Source organism: Weissella oryzae SG25, from assembly GCF_000691805.2.
Taxonomy (GTDB): domain Bacteria; phylum Bacillota; class Bacilli; order Lactobacillales; family Lactobacillaceae; genus Weissella; species Weissella oryzae.
Genome location: NZ_DF820493.1, coordinates 1 through 18,697 on the forward strand (window position 1 = coordinate 1; position 18,697 = coordinate 18,697).

Below are 18,697 nucleotides of genomic sequence, written 5' to 3' on the forward strand. Positions count from 1 at the left end.
AGTTTTCAATGATCTACATTGCCTTGCGACAACTTTTATATCATATCTAAATTAGCATCATAAGTCAAGAACTTATTTTTAAATTTAAGTATGATTACCTTGTTGTTTAGCGGCCTAACCGCCGTGACAACTTAAACTATATTACAGATAAAATGGTCAGTCGTCAAGCCTTTTATCATCAATAAAAAAGCAGCCGGCTTATTTTAAAATAAGCCGGCTGCTTTTTATGTTAATTTAGTTAGTGCTTTGATCACTATTAGAACTTGCATTACTGTTATCAGTTAACTCCGGTGCATTCGTTTCATAATCACCAATGGTTGTTTGATTATTATTCTGCGCCATCAAAGAAGTCCCAAGCTTTTGCTCTGCTTTCAACTTCTTAAGTGAAGTGCCCTTATTATACGAATAGTCTTTACGATTAATCTTCTTAAAATCAGTATTGGTCTTAAAGAAGCGCAATAAATCCCCCGTAATTACTTTGTCAGAATAACTCAACGAGGTATTAACATAGCTTTGCGTTTGTTTAACAATTTGCTCAACTCTTGGATCAGCTTTAGGACTAATCAACGTTCCCGTTGCAGTCACAAAATACTGACCATTGTGTTTCATATATTCATTTGTAACCCAATCTCCATTACGGAAAGCAACAATCTGTTTGTGTGCTGCCGCTAATAGGTCGGTTCCAAAGTGAATTGTATTTGTATCTGAAATCCCTAACAAATCCATCAAGGTTGGCATCACATCAATTTCACCACCATAGGTGTTATTAATGCCCCCCTTCAAACCAGGCGCATTAATCATGAATGGTACCTTTTCCCAGTTAGCCAAATCGTAATTGGTAACGGAAGTTTTGCCTAATAACTTAGCAATGGCTGGTTTATGATTTTCAGAAATACCATAATGATCACCGTACAAAATAACTGCGGTATTTTTATCCATGCCGGACTTCTGTAAGTAAGCCATCAACTCACCAAAGGACTCGTCAAGATAATGAGCCGTCTGCACGTAACCATCAACTGTCTTATCCCCAGTCTTTGTTGCTGGGAAATCAATATTTTCCTTATCAAGCGTATAAGGATAGTGATTCGTTAGAGTAATCACCTTAGCAAAATAAGGCTGTGGTAATTGTTGTAGATAGTTGGCTGTATCCTTCATAAAGATTTTATCTTTTAGACCATAACCAACATTGTAGGCCGGATTATCTGCATCTTTGTAATAAGCCTTACTGAAGAAGTAATCAAAGCCCCAAGACTTATACGTTGCCTCACGGTTCCAAAATGACGGTACATCGCCGTGGAAGGCAGCCGTTGTATAACCATCTTGGTCAAGATAGCCTTCCATTGACTGGAAAGTATTAGTTGCCCCATAGTTGGTCATTGCTGAACCAGAGGCCGTTCCATACAAAGAATTATCTAACATCATTTCAGCATCTGATGTTTTTCCTTGGCCAACTTGGTTATAAAAGTTACTAAAGCCAAGTGTATTTTGCTCATGATAGAACTTATTAATGTTTGGTGTAACTTCTTTACCATCTACCTTATAGTCAATTAAGAACTGTTGGAACGATTCTAAGTGAATCATGATGATATTCTTCCCCTTCAACGCTCCATAATAAGCTGGGTTTGGGGTTGTATTTTGTTGTTTAACAAACTTTTCGATTGGCGCCAAATCTGCCACACTGGCATTCGCACGTTCATCAGCCGTTTGCTTAGTTTTGATTGCATTGTAGGCTGCATATTCATTAAGCCCCAGATATTTAACAATGTAATTATTATCAAACGTTCGTGTTAATAAACCTGATCGATCAGAACTTGCGACACCATAACCAACCAAGACCAAAACTGCACCAAGTACAGTTGTTAGTAAAGCTATGCGTTTAGCTACAGCTCGCTTATCAATTTTAATAACCCTAGTGGCTAACAAAATTACCAAGATAATAATATCGGCGAAGACTAAGAAATCGCTTGGTGTGATAATTCCAGCAATTGCCTTTGAAAGATTATTATCAACTGAGCTTCCTGATCCCATAATTGAAAATGACAAGAAATCCGAAAACTCGCGATAATAAAGAATATTAGCGAATAACCAGATTGATTGAATCAAGTTAATCAAAAGCATCAAATAATACGCAACCCGGCCACGGAAATATAAAGCAATTCCCAAAAGAATTAATGCCGTTGGAATTGGATTGAAAAATAGTAGGAACTCTTGGATACCACCAGAAACGCCTAAATTAAATTTAGTGTTATAGGCCCAATAGGTTTTTAACCAAACCAGGGCAACTGATAGAAGGAAAAAACCAATTGTAGAGTTCAAGTTTAATCTTGGCCGCCAATTTTTCATGGCCGACAACACTCGTTTCATGCTCTTACCCCTAAATAAATTATTATGTGTCAATTAAATTATACTAATGTTTCTGAAAGGTAACATAAATCTCCATTAAGCTTACTATTTTTTGCCATCAAATCCAAAGGCAATAATTCCAGCAAACATGCCGAAATAGTAAGTAATTAAACGCCAAATCATCATTGCTAAGATTAGCACAGCTGGCGAGAGAAATGGACTAAAAAGCAGTCCAAACCCAATTTCAGCGCCACCAGCGCCACCAGGAATCGGAAATAGTGAAATAATCATTACAATTATGATATTTAACGCCGTCACCAAGATAATATGTGCTTGTGTTGCTCCCAAACCCAACAAAATGAAGTAAGGAATTAAGTTATAGAAAAAAAGCTGTAAAAAGGTCAAACCAATCGTCTTAGTTAAGGCAAGCCAATCACGTGAGATGCGTCGACTCTCTTCATGAAAGTTGTCGATTTTCTCAGCAAGTACTTGCTTCCAACGTAGATATGTTTTTTTATTAATCCACTTAACCGGTAACAAAATACCTAGTAAGATACTGCGTGTAAAGGCCGGCCAATACATTACCAATAATAAAGTTAAGATTACAAATAAATGAACCAAAAAGCCAAATAAAATAAAAATTGACCAAGCATGTAATTTATCTTGTACATATTGGTAACCAACAATCAAAGCCAAAATAAAATTGACTACAATCATCCCTTGATATACCACAAATTTCATCAATAAGATTGAACTAGCTCGTCCTGCATCAACACCAGCTTGGGTTAATGCAATTAATTGCATTGGTTGTCCACCAGTTGAAAATGGCGTTATTCCATTACCAAACTGCTCAACTAAAGGTACCCGAATTGCTTGTAGCCAAGAAAGTTTTGCGTGCTGTGTATCCACAAAAACCTTTACAACTACTGCTTCCATTAACAAATAGATTATCATTGCCAAAATCGCAACTGATAACCATCCCCAATTTGCATGTTCAATCGTTAGCCACGCCTGCTTTAAATTAACAGTCCTAAACGACCAATAAAAGATACCTAATCCAATAAGCAACATGACAATAAAGACGTAGCGATTTCGTCTTGACATCCCATCACCCCTCTTTTTGAACTTGTTTGTGATAAAACTCATCCCAAATCTTAGCCACATTATCCGCTGAATACCGTTTTGAGGCTGCCAGTGCTTCTTTACTTAATTCAGTTTTTAAAGTTGAATCCTTAGCAATCCGCGTCAAAGCACTCTGCATCGCTGGCAAGTCTGCTGCTGGCAAATAATAGCCAGTGATGATTGCTTGGTATAATTCTAAGTCACGTAAAATAGTCGGTGTTCCTGCACTAAAAGCTTCTAACGCTGACATTGGGAATAATTCAGCAAAGCTGGGTAATAAGAACACATCTGCTAGATTATAGTACTCATTGATAATTTTTCGATCAACAATCCCCGGAAAAGATAAGTTAGTAGGTGGATTCTCAACAACTTTTTTTAATTCCTCATAGCCTGCCGTAATTGAGCCAAAGGAGAATCCCCCCACCCAAACGAAAGACCACTGTGGATTAGCCTTTGCTAATTCAATAAAGTCAAAAACGCCTTTACGTTCCTGAATTTGTCCTACGCCAAGAATAATATAGGCTTTTTGGTCAAATCCATACTTTTCACGCAAACTAGCCTGCTGTACGACTGGTAAAGGATAAAATTGCTCTTTGGTCACAAAATTGGGAATATAGGTAACATTCTCACGCTTTACCCCTAGAGCAACTAACTTATCAATAAAAGTTGGATTAACAACTACTAAATGATCCATCCGCTTATAAAAAGCCATCACATACCAATAAAAAATATTTTTTACCGGCCAGTGTAACAAGATTGAACCATCTAAAGTTTCTGGTAAAAAATGGACATACCCAATTTTACGGCCACGACCGGGTAAGAAAGTTGATAAATAAAACCAAAAATCAATTGTATGGTAGTGACTAATATCTGACCGACTTAATTTATTAATTCGAATGTCCATTGTTTTTGCAAAATGGGATTTCAATAGATTGATTAATTCCCGGTAGGCGGAACCAACCCCCTGACCCGGAACTGATTCGGCCGATGAAAACATATTAATTCTAATCATGATTCTCTTTTCTGAATGGGTTTCTCAAGAAAGACCGCGCATACTCTTCATCCTTAGCGTCTGCTGCATCAGTGTCTTCTTCTTCATGGTAAATAGAAATCGCTTCATGGTAAAAATTCAAAACGCGTTCACCAAAAGTCCGTTCATCAATTTCATGTAGAACTTGTTTACGCGCATTTTCATCACCAAGGGGGGTATCAGTGAGCTTAGCTTCCAAATATGCCTTAAGCGGCTCATATAGCTCTTCTGGTTCATCAACTAAAGTACCAATTGCTGGATCAATGACTACAGTTTCAAGATAAGGACTCTTGATTGCTACAACTGGTGTTTTTGCTGTAATCGCTTCAATGAAGGTTAATCCTTGCGTTTCAGATGTCGATGCTGAAAGGAAAACATCTCCCAACCGATAATAAGAATAGATATCGCGATGATCCACTTCACCAACAAAGGTCACAGCAGCTTCAATTTCTAAAGCTTGCACGTGTTCTTGTAGTGATGACATTGCCGGTCCACCACCAACAATGATAAAACGTGCGCTTGGAATATCTTCCAAAACAGCTGCAAAGGCTGATAACGCATCTTCTAAGTTCTTTTCAAAGGCAATCCGCCCAATCGAGATAACAACTGGTACGTCTGAGTCTAAGTCTAATTTTTCCCGTAGAGCTGCACTATGATCCTCGCTGCTAGGATGACGAACCTTAACGCCAGTTGGTATCACTTCAATTGGTGATTCAACACGATACTCAGTTAAGACGTCAAAAGTTTGCTTAGATGGTGAAATTACACCAGTCATCCCCGCCATAAAACCACGTGCCATCAAAGCAACACCACTTGGACGGATAATCTTGCCATTCGCAATGTAATGTAAGTAATCTTGATAATTTGTGTGATAAGTATGTACTGCCGGAATCTTCAATTGACGCGCAACAAATTTGCCCATTAAGCCTAAAGAAAATTCTGTCTGTGTATGCACAATATCTAAATCAAATTGTTTTGCCAATTGTAAAGCTTGGATTGCTCCACGAAAGGCAATTCGTCGGTCCTTAAAACCGGCAAAAGGGAGACTTGAAAAGCGATAAATATTAGCTTCCAACGTACCTTTCTTCACCTTAGGGTCAGTTGATGTAAAAATATAGACCTGGTGTCCCTGTGCCTCTAATTGACGACGCAATGTTTGAATCGATGTCGCCACACCAGAAACTTGTGGGAAATATGTATCTGTGAAAAAACCAATATTCATCCTTATCCCTCTCTATATAACAGACTTAACAATTATTTTACCAACTTTTAGGTTAAGCAGGCAACTTGCTAAGCCAAATTTATTGTCTTAATTGCTTAGCTTAACTGATTCTCATTAAGAATAGCTTCAACTAATGCAGCTAGTTCAGCTGTCTTTTCCCATTCAACCCATTTATCAATTGCAACTTTGGTGGGAATTTCATATTTATTATTGACGTATTTTTCATATTTTTCAACATTTGAAGAGTGTGGAATATTAATTTTCATAATTCGAACTTCTTTAATCATTCCTTGTTCAACTGCATATTCAGCCTGTCCATTATTAAGTAAATTACCTATTTCTCGATAAGTTGTTCCGTCATTACGCGTAATTTCCTCAATGATATCTAATGTCTGCCACTCTGCCATTTATATCCTCCTCCGTTAGCCTATCTAAACACCCAGTACAAAAAAAGCTGGTGAAATCCAGTATTAAGGAGCTTCATCCAGCTAGGAACTATATTCTATTCTACACCAACCTCATGCACGACAACATTAACAATTCGCTGAACATATTCATTAACTAATTCTTCAGTTGGTGCTTCAGCCATGATTCTTAGTAGATTTTGCGTCCCTGATGGTCGCACTAAGACCCGTCCATCATCGCCCATCTCAGCCTCAACAGTCGCGATTACATCCTTAATAATCGGGTTATTTAAAGCCGCCTTTTTATCTTCAACCTTAACATTCACCAACTTTTGAGGATAAATCGTCATTTCGCCCGCCAATTCTGACAATGTCTTACCAGTTTCTTTAATTACTGTTAGTAATTGTAGGGCTGTTAGCATGCCATCACCAGTAGTTGCCCAATCTAAGAAAACAACGTGGCCAGATTGCTCACCACCAAGGTTATAACCTGACTTGACCATCTCTTCAACGACATAACGATCCCCAACGGCAGTCTTAACGGAAGCCAGTCCGTTTTCGGCCATTGCCTTATACATACCAATGTTTGACATAACTGTCGTGACAATTGTTTCCTGTTTCAAACGGCCACGCTCTGATAAGTACTTACCGACAATGAACATAATTTGATCACCATCAATAATATTACCTAGTTCATCAACTGCGATTAGTCGGTCACCATCACCGTCAAAGGCCAAGCCTAACTCTGACTTGCTCTCAACCACTAAGTCGGCTAATGCTTGGGGATGAGTTGACCCCACACCTTCATTGATATTTAACCCATTAGGACTGGTGGCCATTGTAACAAAATCAGCCCCCATGTCAGCGAAAAGACTAGCCACTAAATTAGATGTGGCCCCATTCGCTGCATCAATAGCGATTGACATACCGGCAAAATCGACCGGCGTTGTCGTTTGAAGGAACTTAAGGTACTTTGAACTACCCTCTGGAAAATCCGTTACTGTACCTAAACCTTCAGCCGCTGGACGCGGTAAATTGTCTGTTGCTTTGTCAAGCAATGTTTCAATTTCAGCCTCCAAGGCATCTGATAATTTGAAACCGTCGGCACCAAAGAATTTAATTCCATTATCTTCTGCTGGATTATGACTGGCAGTAATCTGTGCACCTGCGTCAGCTTGTTGGGCCCGGACTAAGTATGCAACACCTGGTGTCGAAATCACCCCTAAGCGTAAAATTTCAATTCCAACTGACAAAAGTCCCGCAATTAAAGCATGCTCTAACATTTGACCTGAGATTCTTGTGTCGCGCCCCACTAAAACTCGTGGTCGGCGTCCTTCAGCGTGCTGCGTCAAAACAGCTCCCCCCATGCGACCAAGTCGAAATGCTAACTCAGGAGTTAGTTCTTTATTTGCAATTCCACGAACTCCATCCGTTCCAAAATAGTGTAACTCTACCATTAATCCTACTCCTTTGGTGTAATTGTCACGTTAATCGTATTAGGTGTAATACTTTCTGCCCCATCTGGGTTTTTAACTTCAACTGAAATTTGTTGAGTTGAAGTTATATTCTTCAAGTCAACCGGCACTTCAATATTGTTAAGCTTATTAAGCACCGCCATATTACCATGAACCGTAAACTCATTAACATCAGCTGTAATATCAAAATCATTGGCATTGCCGTTTTTAGTATTAAATTTCACTGGTACCGTCTTATCGCCCGTCCCAGCTTTTACTGGTATTCTGACCGTTGTTACTGCTGGTGAAATCGTTACGTCAACAGGATTACCTTTATTGTCTAATGCCTTTAACTCAACTGTATGTGAAGTCGTGCTTGTCGTTGACCTTGGCAATTGTACATTTGCTACTACTCGCGAAACCTCATCAACTAGATTAGCGCGCCCCATAATTTCAACATTTGTCACTGACGATGTTGGTGTACCAGCATTATAACCAGATGCAATGGCGTCTTCATTATAAACAGGTTCAACCGTATAGTAAGCAACCGAACGTCTATGGATTGCAATGTTTAGATGCTGCTTGCTTAGTTCGTAAGTCAAGCTACGGTTCAAACCTTGTACCTTCAATGGAACTGTATGATTACCTTCGTTCAAAGCGTTCAAATCAATATAAACTGTAAAATTCTTTGTATTCTTGACTGCTGTCACTAAGGCCGTTGATCCAGTAATCTTAACGTCAATATCATCTGGGACTCCTTCGACTAAATACTTGTTCGTATCAATACCCGTGATTTGAACAGGCACCGAAATTTTGGCCGTCTCGTTATTTGTAAACAATGTATTTTGACTAGTAGTAGTACTGCTGCTATTACGCATACCATAAGAATCACTACGTCCTGTGGTGTACACACTTAGTAAAATTGCCATTATCAGTGAACCAAGCAGATAAAATAGTTTTTCCCAAGAAAATTTCATGGCTACTTCCTCCTTAGCAAACGACGAATTCGGTGAGATAGAGAATCATCTTCCTCAGTTGGCACTAATTGTTTAACCAAATAATTTCGATAATCTTCTCGCGTTAAATCAACCATCAACTCAGAGTTTCGAGTAATTGTTACACCACCGGTTTCTTCAGATACAACAATCGTTAGTGCATCTGTTACCTCTGAAATTCCCACCGCAGCACGATGCCTTGTTCCTAATTCCTTAGGAATTGTTGGGTTTTCTGATAATGGTAAGTAAGCCGCAGCCACCGCTAAGCGATTATCGCGAATAATTACCGCTCCGTCATGTAAGGGCGTATTGGGAATAAAAGTATTAATCAACAATTGACTAGATACTAAAGCATCAATTGAAATTCCAGTCTCAATATACTCTTCTAACCCAGTTTCCTGTTGAATTGTAATCAAAGCACCAATATGACGCTTAGACATATACTGAATGGCATTATCTAATTCGTCGACTAAGCGATTTTCTGCCTCATAAGCATACTGCCGTTTAAAAAGTGACGAGCGACCTAGATGTTCTAAACCGCGTCGAATTTCTGGCTGAAAAATTACTACTAAGGCCACAACTCCCCAATTAATAATTTGATCTGTCAACCAAGATATTGTCGAAAGGCCTAAGTACCATGATCCTAATTTAACCACCACTAAAATCCCAATTCCTCTTAGGATGGTAACGGCTTTAGTCCCCTTAATTAATACAAGCAAACGATAGATAATCCACCACACAATCAAAACATCGATTATGCGCATAATATTAATCTGCCGCAAAAACAATTCAAGATTCATGCTCAGCCCTCCTATTCTTCATCTGCTAACAAAGCTGCTTCAGCAAAATTAATTGTTTGACGAATTTTTAGACTAGTTTGATAGTCAATAAAATGTGCATCGTACAAATCTTGTACCGCTGCTCGTTGCGCATTCAACCCAGCTAATTCCAAGTCGGTTGTTGCAGCCAAAACCTCAATACTATCAGTATCAGCATCGTCATCTTCTAAACGTAACTGATATGAAATTAAAATACTGTACGCCGCTTGCTGTTCAAACCGCGTTAGCTGATGCTCTCGATTGTTTAAAAACAAATTTAACGTCTCGATTACCGCTTCGGCTGTAACCTTACGTGCTAGTTGATACTGTGCCCGTAGTTGATTAGAATCTTCATCGCTAAGCCAAACCCGAATGTTTCTAAAAATATAAACAATTGCACGTCGTAAACTAGCTTTCGACCAACTCTGTTCTTTAGAAATTAAATCTTGCAAATTATTCTCAATTCGATCCAAACGCCGGCTCTCACTTTGATAGACCAAAGATGCAATTTTATGTTCATTAAATAATTGCCGTAAAACGCGCCGCTCAGTTTTTAATGTTAATTCACGTACATCATATTCAGCCTTCAACATTGCCGACAGACGGTCAGAGTGCAAATTTTCAAGCTGAATCCGCCTAATTTGTGCTTGATAACGTGTAATTAGCTCGTAAACTTGAACTTGATTAGCTTCGTAACGTTGATTTTCAATCTCACGCATAGCCGACTGTAGGGCATAAATCTGTGCGCGATCTTCTGTCATATGCTGCGCAATTCGTGGATTTTGCTTGTTAGTTTCACCTGCATCAACATCATTAGCCAATGATACTTTATATCCAGCGACCAGAGGTAGGAAAATGATTGCCACTACCAATGAAATAATAATCACTACTGCTGCGATAAATAACATCAATCTTCTTTGTGGAAAAGGAACACCAGCATTTGTTACCAAAGGAACTGACATAACTCCGGCCATTGTAATGGCCCCACGCACTCCAGATAAGGTTGAAATCAAAATCACACGTAGTGAAACTGGCTTATTTTCATCATTACGGCGCTGATAGAACCATTGGTTCAAATACAACCAAATGAAACGAATTAAAAATAAAATTATCCAAGTGCCAAAAGCAAATAAAACCATCATGCCAACACTGATTGGGCCACTCTCACCATGAAGGGGCAGTGCAACTGGTAATTCAATACCTAAAATCAAAAATAGAAAACCATTTAAGAAATAAGCAAAAACTGACCAAGTGTTCCAACCGAGAACTAAGAGTTCATCAGCAAAATTCAGGTCATTTTTAGAGCGTAAATTAGCAATAATCGCCCCAGTTACAACTGCAATCACCCCAGAAGCGTGTACCGACTCAGCAATCATGTAGATTAAAAATGGTGATGCTAACTGCATCGCTACCTGAAAAACAATATCTTTATTGCCACGATTAACCAATAAATCGGTCAGCCAGTTAATCAAATAACCGACAACCAATCCAACAATCGCCCCCATAATTGATTCATAAAAGAACTCGCCCGCGGCTTCAAACAAAGAAAAGGTTCCAACTGTTGCAGCAACTACGGCAACATTGAAGCCAACCAGTCCACTTGCATCATTGATTAAACTCTCACCAGAAACAACATGTAAAATCCGTTTGGGTAATGCTGTTTGCTTAGCGATCGATTGTACTGCGACCGGGTCAGTTGGTGACAAAATCGCAGCGATGGCAAACCCAACGACCAGTGGAACTTGCGGAATCATCCAGGTAATTAAGTAACCACCGACAATTGTTGTAATGAAAACCAACAAAATTGCGTTTCCAAAAATAGGGCCTCGCAACTCCCATAACTCCTTTTTTGGAAAACGCCAAGCATCCGAGTAAATTAAGGGTGCTACGAAGAGTAACAAGAACCACTCGGTATGTAAATCAATTTCAACGTGGAAAAATAGCGCTGCAACTAAGCCTAGGGCAATCTGAATCAGAGAGACTGGAATCTGCCTGATAAAATGCGAGAGAATGTTACTTAAAATGATTAAAAAAATCAATCCAATAATCGTATCTAATAAGTTCATATAGCCTATTCCATTCCAGCCTTATTCCCCAAGTATGCGAACTTCTGTTTCTAAATTCACACCGAACTTAGCCTGTACGACAGCTTGTACGTGCTTAATCACTGCAACATAGTCAGCCCCACTAGCTTGTCCAACATTAATAATAAAACCTGCATGCTTGGTTGAGACTTGTGCGCCACCAATCTGATAGCCTTGCAAACCGGCATCCATAATTAATTTGCCAGCAAAATGTCCAACCGGTCGTTTAAAAACCGAACCACAAGAAGGGAATTCTAAAGGCTGACGACTTGCTCGTCGCTCATTAAAATCTTCCATTTGCGCTAAAATTTGTTCAGACTTAGCTGGCCGCAAAGTAAAGGTTGCCGCTAGTAAAATCGCCCCAGTATCTTGCACAGAGCTATGGCGATAGCCAAAATCCAATTCAGCATTTGTTAGAGTCTGAATCTGTCCATCCCGAGTTAAAATTTCAGCCGTTGTCAAACAACCGTCAATTTGTCCACCATAAGCCCCAGCATTCATGTAAACTGCGCCACCAACTGAACCTGGAATCCCAGCAGCCCATTCTAAACCGCTAAGGGCGTGTTCTTGAGCAACCTGCGCTAAATCAATAATCATTGCACCCGCTTCGGCACGAATTTCATGTTCATTAACCGTGATCTGCTTTAGTTCTGCCAAAAATATTACTAGACCCCGTAAACCTTCATCAGTAATAATTAAATTTGAAGCATTACCTAAAACTGTGATGCTTAAATTCATTTGACGAGCGTAATCAACCACTGCACTTAATTCAGCAAGTGATTGCGGCCAAAAAGCATAATCAGCTGGCCCACCAACGCGCGTATTAGTATGTTTAGCTAGTTGTTCATCTTTTTTTATCTTATAAGTTGGAAAAGCTTCCAAAATTGTCTTTTTTTCCATCATTGAAATTCCCCTAGATTGATTTTACAAATGCTTTCAAAGGGTCCACCCCAAATTGTTCCGCCTGCGTTACCAAAATTTTAGCCGCTGCTACGGTATCATCTAAAGCATTGTGGTGATGTTCTAAATCGATTCCTAAGGCCTCTGCGACTGTATTTAAACGATGATTTGGTAATTGCGGATACAATTTACGCGAAGTTCTAACTGTATCTAACGATAAATAATGTGGTGTTGCCATTTGATAGTGGTTTAAAGTTGCCTTTAAAACCCCATTATCAAAGGGGGCATTATGTGCAATCACAAGCTGATTAGCGGTATAAAACTGCTTAATTACAGGCCAGACATCCGGAAATTTAGGTGCTGCAGCCACATCGGCTGGATGAATGCCATGAATTGCGATATTACGTTGGTCAAAGCGCGACTCGGGCTGAATTAAAGTGTAAAATTCATCAACTAATTGGTTATCACGTACGACAACAATCGCCATCGAAACAGCACTGTGCCGCTCCGCACTGGCTGTTTCAAAATCCATTGCTATAAAATTCATCCTAAACTCCTAACTCTTCAATTGGTAAAACCATATCAAAAGCCCTAACTTCAAGGCCTCGACTATTAACTAGCGTACGGTTTGAATCGGTGATTTTTTGAAAGCCCATCTTCTCATAAATATGAATTGCCCTTTGATTGTGACTTTGAACTGTTAAGAACAATTGGTCGACGCTACTATAGTCGTTTGCCCAATCTATTACCTCAGCTAACAAAGCCTGGGCCAGTCCATGGCCTTGTACTTTTTTTAAAACTGCCATGCCAACTTCAGCAATTCGTGGGTGACCAGGTAACGCTGCCGCTGAAATCACACCAAATAATTCTTGATTATCACCAGCAGCTACTAACAAGATATTATTCGCCGTACTATTCAATCGCTCAATATTGTCAGCTGTTTGCTCTACTTGTAAACTCGTTAAATCTTGTTCCAAGGTAAAGGTATCCGACTCATCCATGAGTTTTTGCATTAGTATCAATAAATTAACTGTGTCTTCATCCTCTGCTAATCGAATTTCAATTTCCATTGCTAATTATTCCTTTAAGCTCTGCTAACAATGCCACAGACCGTATTCCAGTGGCTTCAAACTCAATCATGCGCTTATTAGCATCTAAATCGTTATCCAAGCGCCGCAAGGTTATTCGCAACGCATCTTGCGGTAAAATTGAACTAATGTACTGAGACCATTCTACGAACGCAACACTATCTGGCGTGAAATAATCCTCTAAGCCAAGCTCATCATCACTTGATTCACCTAACCGATAAACATCTAAGTGATAAAGTCGAAAAGCACTTGTTGTATATTCTCGTACTAAGGTGAAAGTCGGACTCTTCAAAGGTCGCTTGATTCCAAGCTCTCGAGCAAAGCCCTGCGTAAAGGTCGTTTTCCCAGCCCCAAGCTCACCGTCAAGTAGGACCGTATCGCCCGGTTGAATCAATCTTGCTAATTGAGCCGCAATATTTTGAGTTTCTATCAAATTATTTACTATTATTCTCATAAACATAAGTATACCATGCTTTAACTTGTGCCACCTTGTCATCTTAAAACAATAAAAAGCATCACCATCAACGATGGCAATGCTTTTCAAACTATTACAATGTAAGCTCAATAAGCCACTAACCAAGCATTACTAAACACTTACTTAGTATCAGTTATAGTGCCTGCGCTGCTGTAATTATTGCAACTTTATAAACGTCTTCTTCATTTGCCCCACGTGAAAGGTCAGAAATTGGCTTAGCTAGTCCTTGTAGAACTGGACCAATCGCTTCAAAACCGCCCAAGCGTTGTGCAATCTTATAACCGATGTTTCCTGATTGTAGGTCTGGGAAAACAAAAACATTTGCTTGACCAGCTACCTTTGAATTAGGTGCCTTAGCCGCTGCTACCGATTCAACAAAGGCCGCATCAAATTGCAATTCACCATCAATTAATAGTTCTGGTGCTGCTACTTGCGCAAGTTTAGTTGCTTCAGCTACCTTATCAACTTGTGGCGCCTTAGCTGAGCCCTTAGTTGAAAAACTAAGCATAGCAACTTTAGGATCAATTCCGAATACCTTGGCAGTTTGTGCCGATTGAACTGCAATTTCTGCCATTGTTTGGGCATCAATATCAATATTAATTGCAGCATCTGCAAAGATATAACGTTGGTCAGCTTTTTGCATCACAAAAGCACCAGAGATACGTGATGAACCAGGCTTAGTCTTAACAATTTGGAGTGCTGGCCGAACTGTATCACCAGTTGGATGAGTTGCACCTGAAACCATTCCATCCGCTTGACCCAAATAAACTAACATCGTACCAAAATAGTTCACATCTTTTAACCACTTAGCTGCGGTAACCGCATCAGTCTTTCCATTTCGACGTTCAACTAAAGCCTCAACCATGGCTTCAAACTTATCACTTGGATATTGGGCTGGATCAATAATTTCAATAGATGAAAGATCAAACCCATGACTAGCAGCTGTAGCAGCAATTTCACTTGCTACCCCCAATAATATTGGTTTAACCAACCCATTGGCAGCTAAACGAATCGCTGCCCCTTGGATTCGTACATCCTCACCTTCGGGAAAAACTAAAATTTTACCCTGATTCAAAATTTTTGCTGATAATTGTTCAAAAAGCTCCATCTATCAAAACCTCCATAAAATCCTAATAAACTCAACTTGCTCTAATCATAAGACTAATCAATATCGTTTACAATAACATTGTTGACACCAATAAATGTGATGTTTTTCACTTGATTATACCTTGCTAATTAGGATAAAAGCAACGCCCAACAGACGTTTAACTAAAAAAATGCTAAAATTGTAGGAAAGGTCGCTTTAGTTTTTTATTGAGGTTTTGCAAATGAAACAATTTTATATTAAACAAATCGGTACACGGCCGGGTTCCTCGATGATTATAACTAATTATTTAGGGGAATTTACTTACCATATCCTTGGTACAACCGGTTTTATTGGGGCTAAGTTTCGCTTGATGGATCGTCAAGGACACGAATACTGTTCACTTGTTCAAACGTCACTAGGGCTATTTCCACGCTTTGCCCTGCATCAAAACAATCAACACTTTGGTTCTTTTGGCTTATCCCTGTACACTGATGCTATCATCTATATTACTGGCGCCAATTGGTTAACCTGGGTTAATGCACTTTCCAATACGATTCAAATTCGTAACATTCAACACCAGTTAGCTTTTGCTCGTCCTGAACAAAATATTCGCTATGCCGTACAGATTTATGATGATGAAGATACCCAAGCTCTTTTGCTAACAATTGCTTTTTTGATTCGTTGGCGCCTTGACCATTCGACCCAGCATCTACGTAATCACTTAGCGATTAATTCACGTCAATATGCAACTAAATTAAATCTATCCAAATAAAAAGGTACTCTAGCACCTGACTAGCTGTCAGCATGCTAAAGTACCTTTTTATTTTTAAGCGTGCAAGACCTTATTCAAAAAGTCTTGTAAACGTGGATCTTGTGGGTTACCAAAAATCTCATCTGGCTTGCCAGCCTCGCGAATGTAACCATCAGCAAAGAATACGACACGGTCCGCAACTTGCCGGGCAAAGCCCATCTCATGCGTTACCACAATCATCGTCATTCCTTCAGTCGATAATTGTTTCATAACATCTAAGACATCCCCAACCATTTCTGGATCCAAAGCTGATGTTGGTTCATCGAAAAGCATAATTTTAGGATTCATCTGTAAGGCGCGTGCAATCGCAACTCGTTGCTTTTGCCCCCCAGATAAGGTTGCAGGACGTGCATCAGCCTTATCACGTAGTCCCACTCGGTCCAAAAGTTTATAGGCCGTTTCCTTAGCGGTTGCCTTATCTTCCTTACCAAGTTCAACTGGTGCCAACATCATATTTTCAATTACCGTTAGGTGTGGAAACAAGTTAAAATGTTGAAAAACCATGCCAATGTTTTCCCGAGTCTTATTGATATTAGTTTTTGCATCACTTAAATCACGACCAGCGATAATGATTTGTCCTTCATCAATTGTTTCTAGCTGATTCAGTGTCCGAAGAAAGGTTGACTTACCAGATCCTGAAGGGCCAATCATTACAACTAACTCGCCCTCTTCAACATGTAAATCAATTCCCTTTAGAACCTCGTTTTGACCGAAACTCTTGTGTACATTATTTACTTCAACGATTGCAGCCATTACTTAATCCTCTTTTCCACGATATTTGATACCCAAGTTAATAATGTGATTACAATCAAATACATTCCTGCAATCATCAACCAAACCTTAAAGCCTTGTAGATTTCTAGCAATAATCAATGTACCAGTTTGGGTTAATTCGACCAACCCAATTACTGACAAAATTGATGTGTCTTTCAATGTAATAATAAACTGATTGATAAATGATGGTACGGTCAAGCGAATTCCTTGTGGCATGATAATCCGTCGCATTGCCTTACCATAAGGCAAACCAAGCGAACGGGCTGCCTCCATTTGACCACCATCAACTGATAAGAAGCCACCCTTAACAAAGGAACCAATATATGCACCTTCATTTAGAATCAGCGTAATTACCCCGGCTGTAAAGGCTGGAATTTTAACGCCAGTTAAGTTTGGCAAACCAATATAGATGAAGAATGCCAAAACTAGCATTGGCATTCCACGGAATACGTAGATAAAGAACGTTGAAATTGCCCGAACCCAAGCATAAGGTGATACACCCAAGATGGCTAAGATTAAGCCATAGATTGAAGCTAATACAATTCCGACAACCGTTAACTTAATTGTCATCCACAAACCAGTTAGAATGGCATCCTTGTTTTGCTTCAAAATGCCAAGATAAGAGTTGTTATCGGCACTAGCGGCGGCATTCTTTTGGTAGTTATAACCGTGCTTACCTAGATAGCTTTGCACAATTTTATCGTAAGTACCATCAGCCACCAAGCTGGCATAACCTTGGTTAAACTTATCCAGCAAAGCAGCGTTAGCACCCTTCTTAACAGCAAAGCCGTAATCACCGGCTTGCGCTGGCTTAGAGATAATTTTCATCTTTGTGCCCTGTGCGATTGCATAAGCCATTACCGGTTGGTCTTCAAAAGCGGCTGCTTCATTACCAACCATAACATCGGCATACATTGTGTTTGAATCATTAAATGACACAATTTTTAGATCATACTTTTTAGCTAAAGACATTGCGTATTCAGCACCAGCTGTACCAGTTTTGACGGCAACTTTTTGTCCCTTTAAGTCAGCTAGTGAATTAACCTTTTTATTCTTCTCATTTGCTGCAATTACAATTCCTGACTTGTAGTAAGGATCAGAGAAATCAAAAGTTTGCCGACGTTCATCTGTAATTGTCATACCGGCGATAATTGCATCAGCTTGACCAGCCTGAACAGATTGTACCCCTGAATTAAAACTCATTGGTTTCAAAGTGTAGGTAAAGCCTTCTCGCTTTGCGATTGCTTTTAATAAGTCCATATCAATCCCTTTGAATTGACCGTTGGCCGTTTGAAATTCAAAGGGAGGATATGTTGTATCAGTTGTAATCGTATAGTGTGGTTTGCTTGCTGCTTGAACCGAGTTAAAGCCTCCAAAGCCTGTAACAATCGCTGCAGCTGCAATAATCAGCCCCAATAGCCACTTACGCATAACACTCCTCCTCAAACCTGTAAAATTATTTTTTGTGTTGAGACACTTTATGTTTTTTATAATACAGCAGGAAATCACTAAAATAAAAAACAATGTCAGATTTCCTGACATTGTTTTTTATTTCGTTCGCTTACATTTTCTTAGCGATTCCTCTATCTAGGCAATCAGAGCCGCTTAACGATTTTTTAATTTAGTTATTCGGCGCAAGTCACGTTCTTGATCACGCCGCTTAATTGTCTCACGCTTATCAAAACTGTGCTTACCAGTTCCGACACCAATCAAAACTTTGGCAAAACCACGTTTTAAATAAACTTTTAGCGGCAAGATTGTTTTTCCCGCTTGCGCTGACTGGTCAGCCAACTTTTTTATCTCTTGCTTATGCAATAGTAGGCGCCGTGAACGTAATGGTTCATGGTTAAACTGATTACCCTGTGCAAATAAACTAATATGCACATTATCGAGCCAAGCTTGTCCATTTCGAATCTGTACAAAGCCATCTGCAATATTGATTTGACTAGCGCGAACTGATTTAATTTCAGTACCTGTTAGCTCAATGCCAGCCTCAAAGGTCTCACCAATGGCATAGTTATAGCGGGCCTTATTATTAGTTGCTAAATAGTTGTTGTCATGTGCTTTTTTCTTCGCCATAACTACCTCCTA

The 18,697-nt window shown here is 39.4% G+C and carries 18 protein-coding genes; 1 reads left to right on the top strand and 17 read right to left on the bottom strand.

The annotated features are described in order from the left end of the window. Positions 1 to 234: 234 nt before the first annotated feature. The 14 genes from TT13_RS07515 to pta all read right to left on the bottom strand — a co-directional run bounded on the left by TT13_RS07515 (position 235) and on the right by pta (position 15,043). A complete protein-coding gene (locus TT13_RS07515; RefSeq protein WP_027699409.1) occupies positions 235 to 2,364 on the bottom strand; it encodes an LTA synthase family protein in 2,130 nt (709 codons plus the stop codon). Positions 2,365 to 2,448: 84 nt separating this feature from the next. After that, complete coding sequence (locus TT13_RS07520) at positions 2,449 to 3,447, bottom strand: lysylphosphatidylglycerol synthase transmembrane domain-containing protein (protein ID WP_027699410.1); 999 nt, start codon at positions 3,445 to 3,447, stop codon at positions 2,449 to 2,451. 4 nt (positions 3,448 to 3,451) lie between these two features. Beyond that, on the bottom strand, positions 3,452 to 4,477 hold the full coding sequence (locus tag TT13_RS07525; RefSeq protein WP_027699411.1) for a glycosyltransferase family 4 protein: 1,026 nt from the start codon (positions 4,475 to 4,477) through the stop codon (positions 3,452 to 3,454). Further along, entirely contained in the window at positions 4,470 to 5,717 is a 1,248-nt protein-coding gene (locus TT13_RS07530) for a glycosyltransferase (protein ID WP_027699412.1), read from the bottom strand. Before TT13_RS07530 ends, TT13_RS07525 begins: the two co-directional genes overlap by 8 nt. A 95-nt stretch (positions 5,718 to 5,812) precedes the next feature. Beyond that, entirely contained in the window at positions 5,813 to 6,124 is a 312-nt protein-coding gene (locus tag TT13_RS07535) for a hypothetical protein (protein ID WP_027699413.1), read from the bottom strand. 95 nt (positions 6,125 to 6,219) lie between these two features. Then, a complete protein-coding gene (gene glmM, locus TT13_RS07540; protein ID WP_027699414.1) occupies positions 6,220 to 7,578 on the bottom strand; it encodes a phosphoglucosamine mutase in 1,359 nt (452 codons plus the stop codon). A gap of 5 nt (positions 7,579 to 7,583) precedes the next feature. After that, positions 7,584 to 8,552: a CdaR family protein gene (locus TT13_RS07545; protein ID WP_027699415.1), complete on the bottom strand. Its 969-nt coding sequence runs from the start codon at positions 8,550 to 8,552 to the stop codon at positions 7,584 to 7,586. A 2-nt stretch (positions 8,553 to 8,554) separates the two neighbouring features. Further along, the gene (cdaA, locus tag TT13_RS07550) at positions 8,555 to 9,370 is read right to left on the bottom strand and encodes a diadenylate cyclase CdaA (RefSeq protein ID WP_027699416.1); all 816 of its coding nucleotides are present in this window, start codon (positions 9,368 to 9,370) and stop codon (positions 8,555 to 8,557) included. Between the two features lie 11 nt (positions 9,371 to 9,381). After that, a complete protein-coding gene (locus TT13_RS07555; RefSeq protein ID WP_027699417.1) occupies positions 9,382 to 11,454 on the bottom strand; it encodes a Na+/H+ antiporter in 2,073 nt (690 codons plus the stop codon). A gap of 21 nt (positions 11,455 to 11,475) precedes the next feature. After that, complete coding sequence (gene murB, locus TT13_RS07560; RefSeq protein ID WP_027699418.1) at positions 11,476 to 12,372, bottom strand: UDP-N-acetylmuramate dehydrogenase; 897 nt, start codon at positions 12,370 to 12,372, stop codon at positions 11,476 to 11,478. A gap of 13 nt (positions 12,373 to 12,385) precedes the next feature. After that, positions 12,386 to 12,919, bottom strand: a complete 534-nt coding sequence (locus TT13_RS07565) for a 3'-5' exonuclease (protein ID WP_027699419.1) — start codon at positions 12,917 to 12,919, stop codon at positions 12,386 to 12,388. 1 nt (position 12,920) lies between these two features. Continuing rightward, the gene (locus TT13_RS07570) at positions 12,921 to 13,442 is read right to left on the bottom strand and encodes a GNAT family N-acetyltransferase (RefSeq protein ID WP_027699420.1); all 522 of its coding nucleotides are present in this window, start codon (positions 13,440 to 13,442) and stop codon (positions 12,921 to 12,923) included. After that, positions 13,432 to 13,914, bottom strand: a complete 483-nt coding sequence (tsaE, locus tag TT13_RS07575; protein WP_190279644.1) for a tRNA (adenosine(37)-N6)-threonylcarbamoyltransferase complex ATPase subunit type 1 TsaE — start codon at positions 13,912 to 13,914, stop codon at positions 13,432 to 13,434. Before tsaE ends, TT13_RS07570 begins: the two co-directional genes overlap by 11 nt. A 154-nt stretch (positions 13,915 to 14,068) precedes the next feature. Further along, a complete protein-coding gene (gene pta, locus TT13_RS07580) occupies positions 14,069 to 15,043 on the bottom strand; it encodes a phosphate acetyltransferase (protein WP_027699422.1) in 975 nt (324 codons plus the stop codon). Positions 15,044 to 15,263: 220 nt separating this feature from the next. Here pta and TT13_RS07585 point away from each other — a divergent pair, with 220 nt between their 5' ends. Further along, positions 15,264 to 15,794, top strand: a complete 531-nt coding sequence (locus TT13_RS07585) for an LURP-one-related/scramblase family protein (RefSeq protein WP_052348591.1) — start codon at positions 15,264 to 15,266, stop codon at positions 15,792 to 15,794. Positions 15,795 to 15,848: 54 nt separating this feature from the next. Here the strand turns inward: TT13_RS07585 and TT13_RS07590 are convergent, their stop codons facing one another. The 3 genes from TT13_RS07590 to smpB all read right to left on the bottom strand — a co-directional run bounded on the left by TT13_RS07590 (position 15,849) and on the right by smpB (position 18,685). Next, positions 15,849 to 16,586: an amino acid ABC transporter ATP-binding protein gene (locus TT13_RS07590; protein ID WP_027699423.1), complete on the bottom strand. Its 738-nt coding sequence runs from the start codon at positions 16,584 to 16,586 to the stop codon at positions 15,849 to 15,851. After that, complete coding sequence (locus TT13_RS07595) at positions 16,586 to 18,037, bottom strand: ABC transporter substrate-binding protein/permease (RefSeq protein WP_027699424.1); 1,452 nt, start codon at positions 18,035 to 18,037, stop codon at positions 16,586 to 16,588. The genes TT13_RS07590 and TT13_RS07595 overlap by 1 nt, the downstream gene beginning before the upstream one ends. A gap of 174 nt (positions 18,038 to 18,211) precedes the next feature. Then, positions 18,212 to 18,685 carry an SsrA-binding protein SmpB gene (gene smpB / locus TT13_RS07600; protein WP_027699425.1) on the bottom strand — a complete coding sequence of 158 codons (474 nt, stop codon included), beginning with the start codon at positions 18,683 to 18,685 and terminating at the stop codon, positions 18,212 to 18,214. Between the last annotated feature and the right edge of the window lie 12 nt (positions 18,686 to 18,697).

Bases quoted from the DNA above. Each gene is read 5' to 3' on its own strand.
- TT13_RS07515 (WP_027699409.1), bottom strand. From the start codon at position 2,364: ATGAAACGAGTGTTGTCGGCCATGAAAAATTGGCGGCCAAGATTAAAC.
- TT13_RS07520 (WP_027699410.1), bottom strand. From the start codon at position 3,447: ATGTCAAGACGAAATCGCTACGTCTTTATTGTCATGTTGCTTATTGGA.
- TT13_RS07525 (WP_027699411.1), bottom strand. From the start codon at position 4,477: ATGATTAGAATTAATATGTTTTCATCGGCCGAATCAGTTCCGGGTCAG.
- TT13_RS07530 (WP_027699412.1), bottom strand. From the start codon at position 5,717: ATGAATATTGGTTTTTTCACAGATACATATTTCCCACAAGTTTCTGGT.
- TT13_RS07535 (WP_027699413.1), bottom strand. From the start codon at position 6,124: ATGGCAGAGTGGCAGACATTAGATATCATTGAGGAAATTACGCGTAAT.
- glmM (WP_027699414.1), bottom strand. From the start codon at position 7,578: ATGGTAGAGTTACACTATTTTGGAACGGATGGAGTTCGTGGAATTGCA.
- TT13_RS07545 (WP_027699415.1), bottom strand. From the start codon at position 8,552: ATGAAATTTTCTTGGGAAAAACTATTTTATCTGCTTGGTTCACTGATA.
- cdaA (WP_027699416.1), bottom strand. From the start codon at position 9,370: ATGAATCTTGAATTGTTTTTGCGGCAGATTAATATTATGCGCATAATC.
- TT13_RS07555 (WP_027699417.1), bottom strand. From the start codon at position 11,454: ATGAACTTATTAGATACGATTATTGGATTGATTTTTTTAATCATTTTA.
- murB (WP_027699418.1), bottom strand. From the start codon at position 12,372: ATGGAAAAAAAGACAATTTTGGAAGCTTTTCCAACTTATAAGATAAAA.
- TT13_RS07565 (WP_027699419.1), bottom strand. From the start codon at position 12,919: ATGAATTTTATAGCAATGGATTTTGAAACAGCCAGTGCGGAGCGGCAC.
- TT13_RS07570 (WP_027699420.1), bottom strand. From the start codon at position 13,442: ATGGAAATTGAAATTCGATTAGCAGAGGATGAAGACACAGTTAATTTA.
- tsaE (WP_190279644.1), bottom strand. From the start codon at position 13,914: ATGAGAATAATAGTAAATAATTTGATAGAAACTCAAAATATTGCGGCT.
- pta (WP_027699422.1), bottom strand. From the start codon at position 15,043: ATGGAGCTTTTTGAACAATTATCAGCAAAAATTTTGAATCAGGGTAAA.
- TT13_RS07585 (WP_052348591.1), top strand. From the start codon at position 15,264: ATGAAACAATTTTATATTAAACAAATCGGTACACGGCCGGGTTCCTCG.
- TT13_RS07590 (WP_027699423.1), bottom strand. From the start codon at position 16,586: ATGGCTGCAATCGTTGAAGTAAATAATGTACACAAGAGTTTCGGTCAA.
- TT13_RS07595 (WP_027699424.1), bottom strand. From the start codon at position 18,037: ATGCGTAAGTGGCTATTGGGGCTGATTATTGCAGCTGCAGCGATTGTT.
- smpB (WP_027699425.1), bottom strand. From the start codon at position 18,685: ATGGCGAAGAAAAAAGCACATGACAACAACTATTTAGCAACTAATAAT.